A 7,125-nucleotide genomic window follows, 5' to 3' on the forward strand; every position below is an offset into this window, starting at 1 on the left:
TTTTTTACTACAACTTATTAAAGAGTAATTCTCAAGGTAGCTGATACCCCTTTAGTGTTAGGCATATTAAAATAATCCGCTCCCTGAGCATTAGTTGTACCTGCCAAATTAGTTTCAGGATCAATTCCAGTATAGTCTGTGCTCAACCACAAATTCCTTCCTGTAATCGTAAATGAAGCATCAGAAAATGGCACCTTTTTAATCAATCTACTTCCTAATTTATAAGTTAGGGAAACCTCTCTCAATCTTACCCAACCTCCATCTTCAATATATGGCTCAGAAGGACCTGTAAAACCAGAACCTGGTCCAGATGCATACCAATCAATATCCTTTACTACCGTAGTTGTATTGGTTGCACCTGCCGATACATCATTTCCATGAGGGTCAGTACCATCTTCAAAATAAACCCCAGGGAATACAAAAGAAGAATACCTATCATTACCTGTATCTGCATGGGTACCAAAGAAATAAAGGGCTCCTTTTGTACCATTCCAAATATCTCCTCCTTTTCTAATATCGATCAAAGCAGATAAAGTAAAGTTTTTATAAGTAAAGGTATTGGTAATACCAGCCAACCAATCCGGATTAGGATCTCCAATAATATTATCTTCAGGATCAACAAGAGGATAACCAGTAGAAGGGTCAATTAAAACATTCCCATCATCATCTTTTAACCAAACAGAACCATAAAGCGTACCATATGCCTCTCCTTTAACCAGTCGTTGGCTAGCTCCGGTAAATCCCCAGGGTAAATTAATTACTTCCACTCCTTCTGCTAATTCCTCCACTATATTTCTATTCCTAGTCCAATTCACTCCTACATCCCAGCTGAAATCTCCTGCTTTGATTGGATTAGCATAAAGTGCCAATTCCACACCTTTGTTCGACATCACCCCAGCATTTATCCACATATTGGAATATCCACTGGATGCCGCAACTGGAGCTGAAATAATCAAATCCTCAGACAGTTGATCGTAGTAAGTAACATCTAATCCCAATCGGTTATTAAAGAATTTCAATTCCGCTCCTATTTCCTTTGAAGTTACTTTTTCTGGACGTAATTGAGTGTTTCCAATTACATCTGAATGAGAATAACCTACCTGTCCATTAAACGGATAAGTTAAAAGACCAGTCCAACTTGAACTTGGAGCTGCTGCCTGAGTAAAATACGTTTTTGTTACATATACACCAGGCTGATTACCCACTGTTGCCCAAGAACCTCTTAATTTACCAAATGTAAACCAATCCAAATCAGGCATTAACTCAGAAAAGACAAAACTTCCACTAACAGAAGGGTAAAAGAAGCTATTTTCCGTAGCGGCCCCAAAAGTAGAGGCAGCATCTCGTCTTGCTGTAACAGACAAGAAATAAGTAGAGTTATAATCAACACTAGCCTCCATAAACAAACCAGTAGTTCTCATCTCAGAAAAGTCGATAGCTCCCGTTACAGTACTTGCATTAGACAAATTATAAAAATCAGGAATTACAAGTACATCACCTTGGGTATAATTATTCTCCATTTTTCGAATATTGAAGTTATGCCCTACGGTAACATTTACTCCAATATTTTCATTAAATGTCTTATTAAAATTCACTAAAAAGTCTCCATTTACCTCAGAATTAAAATATGCATCCTCAATGATTTGACCATCTGGTAAGGTAGCGGATCTTATTGCAAATACTTGAGTTCGCTTATCAGAAATCACATCTGCCCCTAATCGATAAGAAACATTTAAGAAATCAAAAGGTTGATACCCCACCTTCATATACCCCATTACACGATTCACATTATCATGAAAAGGGTTCTGATTAATGGCCCAATATGGGTTATCATAACCACCTCCACCACGATAATTTCTTTGAGTACCATCAGGCATTAAATAAGATCTAGGATCCGTAGGGTCACTAACACCATTAGAGTTATCAAAAGTTGGTGCAGTTCTTAGTAAACCTAACATTAAACCAGAGGTGTTAGATCCCTGTTGAATTCTTCTACCTCCTGAATTTACATAAGCAACCGATTGATCTACTGAAAATTTATTTAATTTTGCAGTAGTGGATACTCTCAAAGAGGTTCTTTCGAAAGTATTTTCAGGAATAATGGATTCTTGATCTAAACGTGCAACGGAAGCAAAGTAAGTTAAATTTTCCTTACCACCTGACAAATTAATTGCATGTTCAGTTTTTATACCAGTTTGAAAAAAGTCTTCGGCATTATTGAAGGCAGGAACGGCTTCATTTGTAGCACTGGCATCATCTTTATGCACAATATTTCCATTACTATCAAATCTTAAGTCACTAATTTTAGGACCATATGAATATGGAAGTCCATCTTCAGGACTGGTATATTGTTGATACAATCCTTGCCCATAGGTAGTCTGAATAGGAGGAAGCTTATTTACTTCACTAAACTCAACCGAACCTGTATAGCCTACTTTGAAACCTTGATTTGGGGAACCTTTCTTTGTAGTAATTAAAATAACACCATTAGCACCTCTTGAACCATATAAAGCAGCAGCAGCTCCACCTTTCAATACGGAAAGGTCTGCAATATCGTCAGGGTTAATATCAATCGCTCTATTGGAAAGAGCCACCCCACCTCTTAAATCCTCTGACATTTGTTGAGAGTTATTAATAGGCACACCATCTACAACAAATAAAGGCTGGTTATTTCCTGTAAGGGATGCATTACCTCTAATTTTAATATAAGAGGCTCCACCAGCGGCTCCAGATGAATTGGTAATCTGAACCCCTGCTGTTTTACCTGCTAGTGCAGAAACAACATTGGTTTCCTTTGCATTAACCAAGGCGTCTCCCTTTACTTCCTGAACGGCATAACCAAGGGCTTTTTTCTCCCTTGCTACTCCAAATGCAGTAACCACAACTTCAGAAAGTTGCTTAACATCGGCAGCCATTTGCACATCAATCACTGACCTGGCCCCAACCTGAGCCTCCTGGGTAGCCATCCCTACAAAAGAGAAAACAAGAACACCACCGTCAGCTGGAACTTCTAAACTATATTTTCCATCAAAATCAGTCTGAACTCCAGTTGTAGTCCCTTTCAAGACAACCGTAACCCCCGGCATTCCAAGACCATCTTCTTCGGATGTAACCGTTCCGGACACGGTCCGGCCTTGAGCAAAAGCTTCATTAATTAATGAAGCTACCAAAATGAAGCAAATAAGTAAGATTCTCTTCATAAGAATAGTTTTTAATTGTAATAATATTTTTATTTTATAATAGTCATAAAAGTAAATTATTATTTTTTATTAAACAATAACTTACAACATATATATACAACTAAACCTAAAAACAATGAATAATTTTTTCTTCTTTAAACTATAAAAAACCATACAAAACCACTACAAAAACACAAAAAAAAGCCAATAAACCTCAAAAATTAATAAAAAGACAATTTTTCATAATAAACTAATATTATTTTGATATGGAAAGGCTGAATAAGCTTTCAAGTATTTTTTTATCATTTTGTAATAATATATTACCTTTTAATTAGTTCTTGAAATCAGATACAAAAATTCAAAATGAAGAGATTTTAATAAATAACAATTAAGAATAATCCAATTTTTTATTATTAAAATATAAAACCAAAACAATTGTCTACAAACTAAAACATTAGGAATGATTCCTAAGCCTTTTCAAGATTAAATTGACGGGACAGTGGTTGAAGAAAAAAGTAGAAACTTAAAGGTTAAACAGAACTCTAAATAAAACAATCACAATCTCTGAATTTTGATGGATAAAAATAAATTACAAACCCCTTCGATAGAGCCCTTACTAATTTTCTTTATCAGGAAAGCTACATTGGAACTATTTTTTTTATTTTCTTTTTGGCATCTTATTGAAAGTTATATTGGAATTTTTCAGCCTTTTTTAAACAAATGAACGGTATAGGTATAAACTATTAGAAGATATAAGCTTGATATTAATAATGAAGTCCATAAAAAATGGTTAAACCTCATTGGTTCCCCACCAAAAGAAAGATTAAACCCCGATTCAAGTGCTCTTAAAAGCTAATAATTAAACTCTTTTAAAAACTCTAACCTTTCTATATGGAAATTGGAATACAAAACCTTTCTTTCCCCTTCGCCTTTTTAAATTTAAAACCGCTACCTATAATTTAACAAACCTCTCCAAAACATTAAACTGCTTATGTTTAACAATTAACAAATATAAACCCTTGTTAAAGACCGAAACATCTAAAGATTTAACCTCTTTCACTTCCCCATGAAATCTTAATGCCTTTAATTGCTGACCTTTTGAATCACATATTATCAAATCATAATCGCCAGAGATTGGCACCTCAAACTTAATTAACTCCTTATTATTAGGGTTTGGAAAAAGTTTAATTTTTACTTCCTGGGATGACACAAAGTCTTCAAGGCCAAGAATTTTATTTTGAATATTGAGATTATCAATTGCCCAACCCCATCCCGTGTTCTCTGAATCAGAATGAAGTCTAAAACGGACTAAAATTTCCTGTCCGTTGGAAAAACTCTCCAGAAGGTTAATTTCTCTTTTTACAAAAAGAAACCTATTCCCCCTTGATAAAGAATTACCATCTACCAACCTTTCATTATATGTTTTCAACCACTCTTCCTGATCTCTTGCGTCATAACCCAATATTAACGGTTCCCAAGTTTCTCCTAAATTCGAAGAAGCTTCCACGATAACATAATCCTTAAAGCCAACAGATCCAAATTCTGCATCTTTCTCTCCTGGTTCTACTAAAACAACCTCATCAAAAGTTATAAAGGGATACTCTTCTTCAACCACTATTGGGACGGCTAAAACAGAAATCAAATCATCTCCTTCTTTACCAGATGCCTTTGGATAAGGATGTTGAGAATGAAATGCATTATTAATAAAGCCCGTTTCCGTACCAACAAAAAATTGGCTAGAAGAAAATTCGTTTTTATTTTTATCAAAATCATTGGAATAGGAAGTAACAGCTTGAAATAATTTTACATTAACTTCATAAAAGCTAGTAGCACCTGGAGAAATAACAACATTTTGATTAGATGATTTATCCCTGGCATGAATAGTATATCTAACAACATCCCCATCATTTAAACTTCCCAAAGGAAACTGAACCATTCCCATAAACCTATTTCCTGACTCCCTTTCTAATGGAATAATTTTTTCTTCCTCATCATTTACCCAATAGGTAAGCCAGGCACTATCTACTCCAATGTTGTCTTCAATCTCGGCCTCTATCCATAACTGAGAGTGAGCACCAAACAATACATCCATGGGGGTATGAGCAACAGTTGGTTCCCTCACATCCTTTCCTAGATAAAAAGAAAAAGGATTATTGGCAGTATCTAAAGGAAGCGTATAAGAACGACCATTTATGGTCTTCACTGAAAAAAAATAATCAAACTTCACCTCATCAAGGTGAGAAGGAAACTCAGCTACATATTCATTTACTTCACTCAAAGAAGTGGAAAGCAATATTTTGCTCAGACTTTTAAATCCATCGGTAGAGTAATGCAAATAAATTTCATCTTCATTTAAAACTGTATCACTTTCAATCTTGGCCTTGATGCTGACATAAGGAATCTCCGAATCCGGTAATTCCTCATGGTCAATAAAGGTGTGGACCCACCCCATTTCAGCAAAGATATTTAATGTAAAGGGACCTGGTTCATGTATCGGCTCATCTAAAAAAGGAGTCATCAATGAATTTTCATTTCCAGCTACATAAGTACTCTCATCCAAATGGGAAATACTTGATCCTGACCTAAAAGGTTTTGGAGCATGAATTCGGGGGTTAAATGAAGCTAATCTTTTATTTAGAAAGCTTTCAAAAAAAACATTACTTCCCGTCAACACAGCACTAAGCTGTTTTGACCGAGGAGGATAAATAGTTACGTCAATTAAAAACTGATCATTCAAATCAATTAAACCGTAATCATAAATATTTATTTCGGTAAAAGCATAGGTATCGTCAGTATATAAACCCAATGATGAGGAAAAGCCCAAACCGTGGGCAATTTCGTGCAATACTACAGTCACAAAATCCACCTCATCATCACTAGCCTTCCCATCTAGACCAAAATACCAATTTTCAACTTGATCATTAAAACGAGCATTTATATCATAGTCATTGGAATTATTTAATTCCTTTCTGGCTAATTTTTCTGCTAATGCAATTGGGTACCATATTTCCTTGAAAGGAGCACCTGAAAAGTTTTTCACTTCTCCACTGGCTACAACACTTCCCAAAGTAATTCCTCCATTCACCGATCCTCCCAAATTAGTCCAATCAGCCTTCAAACGTATGGGCACTTCTGAATGTAGATAATGCTCCCAAATTGAAACTGCATATTCAAAGGCTATTTTGGCCTGTTCAGGAAAATTGTTGAATCTTATTTCAAAATGTGAATTTTTAACAGAAAGATCTTCCTGTTGAGCCTTCTTAACACTGAATTCTATTTGACTTCGCTTATGGCTCCATTCATTACTATTCCAACTTTGAAAACAACTTATTTCAGGAGCATCTCTAAATTGTTGTGCATTGCTATAAAAAGAAAATAATAGGAAAGCTATAGGTAAAATTACTTTCATACGAACATTTTTTAGATGTAATTTTTTGAGAGCTTGTTTAATTTTTTTGTTTTAAGCGAAAATGAACTGTGTTTTGAGAAGGTGAACGAGGCACTTTTTGAGCTCGGAGCTGGAAACTACGATGGAAAAAAGCAACAAAGTGCAACTTTTCAAAAGTCTATTGCCGCAAAAAGAAAATTTTTAATCATACTCAAGAGTAAAAGTACATAAAACATCTCCCACCACACTCTTTCTATCTTAGCTTCCACCCCATTTCAAAGTAAGGAATCAAAATGCTTTAATACTTGAACAAAATCAGGCTCTTTCTTTAGGTTTAATTTGTTTTCACTAACATATTCTTTTATCTCTGACTGGTGACTTTCAAAAAGGTTCAATAAATCCTTCTTTTTTAATTTTACTTGTACCCATTCTTTGTCTTTAGACCAATGAACGAAGAACTTATTACTTTGAATCATTTGTTTTTTCATAATGGGACTATCAGTGTAACCACCGAAAGTACTGGTCTTATTAACAACCTTTTTAATTTGTAATTTATAA

Annotated in this window: 3 protein-coding genes; all 3 read right to left on the bottom strand. The window is 34.9% G+C overall.

The window, feature by feature from the left end:
• Positions 1 to 17: 17 nt before the first annotated feature.
• Entirely contained in the window at positions 18 to 3,200 is a 3,183-nt protein-coding gene (locus tag E1171_RS11555) for a SusC/RagA family TonB-linked outer membrane protein (protein WP_155206163.1), read from the bottom strand.
• Between the two features lie 931 nt (positions 3,201 to 4,131).
• A complete protein-coding gene (locus E1171_RS11560; RefSeq protein ID WP_155206164.1) occupies positions 4,132 to 6,588 on the bottom strand; it encodes a T9SS type A sorting domain-containing protein in 2,457 nt (818 codons plus the stop codon).
• Positions 6,589 to 6,842: 254 nt separating this feature from the next.
• On the bottom strand, positions 6,843 to 7,125 hold a 283-nt coding region (locus E1171_RS23835; protein WP_222931477.1), incomplete at its 5' end, for a hypothetical protein.

The sequence above is a fragment of the Xanthovirga aplysinae genome (assembly GCF_009711365.1).
GTDB classification, from domain to species: domain Bacteria; phylum Bacteroidota; class Bacteroidia; order Cytophagales; family Cyclobacteriaceae; genus Xanthovirga; species Xanthovirga aplysinae.